2 protein-coding genes are annotated in these 1107 nt (G+C 62.8%); one reads left to right on the top strand and one right to left on the bottom strand.

Annotated features, from left to right (window positions below):
• The coding region (locus tag V0R59_RS31680) for an immunoglobulin-like domain-containing protein (protein WP_330105864.1) at positions 1–557 on the bottom strand (557 nt) is incomplete at its 3' end.
• 44 nt (positions 558–601) lie between these two features.
• Here V0R59_RS31680 and V0R59_RS31685 point away from each other — a divergent pair.
• A partial coding sequence (locus tag V0R59_RS31685) for a PEP/pyruvate-binding domain-containing protein (protein ID WP_330105865.1) occupies positions 602–1107 on the top strand: 506 nt, incomplete at its 3' end.

A 1107-nucleotide genomic window follows, 5' to 3' on the forward strand; every position in this document is an offset into this window, starting at 1 on the left:
GTAATCGAACCTTCGCTCAGGCCTTTACCGATGGTGATGGTCTCGCCGTTGCTCAGCGAGATCTTCATCTCGGTGCCAGCCGGGTTGGTCAGGCGCGCGGTGTAGGTGATTTCTCCGCCTTCCTGGACGGTGCCGGAGGCCGACAGGGTCAGGCCGGTGGTATCCAGGCGCGCCGGATCATCGGTGACCACGGTGGTCGGGGTGCCAGCGGTTTCCAGGTGCTCGTAGTTGCCGCCAGTCACACCGGTGATGCTGTTGCTCAGCGGGGTGTTGGTGTTCAACACGTTATTCGGAGCAATGAAGTCCACCGAACCGCTGGAAGCGTTGACCGGAATGGTGATGCTTTGGCCGTTGGCCAGGCTGATAACCAGCGGGGTGCCGGTAACTGGGGAAGTCACGGATGCAACGTAGGTGACGACACCGCCCTCGACTGCCGAAGCGGTGGCGGTCAGAGTCACCGTACTGGTATCGATCGAATCCGTTACGGCAGTGACGGCCGCGGTGGGGCTGACTTCCAGGTGCTCGAAGTCACCACCGGTGGTGCCAGTGATGGTCACGCTGACATTGCCGCCATCCACATAGACGGTGTTCTACATATGATGTGGAGCATGTGGGGGGCAAGAACGCATCCCTGGGCGAGATGATCAGTAACCTCGCGGGCGCCGGCGTATCGGTCCCCGGCGGCTTTGCCACTACGGCTCAGGCGTACCGTGATTTCCTTGAGCAGAGCGGTCTGAACGACAAGATCCACGCGGCCCTCGACGCCCTGGACGTAGACGACGTCAACGCCCTGGCCAAGACCGGTGCGCAGATCCGCCAGTGGGTCATGGAAGCCGAGTTCCCGGCACGCCTGGACGCGGAAATCCGCACCGCCTTCGCCGAAATGGCCAACGGCAACGAGAACATGGCCGTGGCCGTGCGTTCTTCCGCCACCGCCGAAGACCTGCCGGACGCCTCCTTCGCCGGCCAGCAGGAAACCTTCCTCAACATCCGTGGCGTTGACAACGTGATCCGCGCCGCCAAGGAAGTGTTCGCCTCGCTGTTCAACGACCGCGCCATTTCCTACCGCGTGCACCAGGGCTTCGACCACAAGCTGGTGGCCCTGTC

The sequence above is a fragment of the Pseudomonas ulcerans genome (genome assembly GCF_036324125.1).
Taxonomy (GTDB): Bacteria; Pseudomonadota; Gammaproteobacteria; order Pseudomonadales; family Pseudomonadaceae; genus Aquipseudomonas; species Aquipseudomonas ulcerans.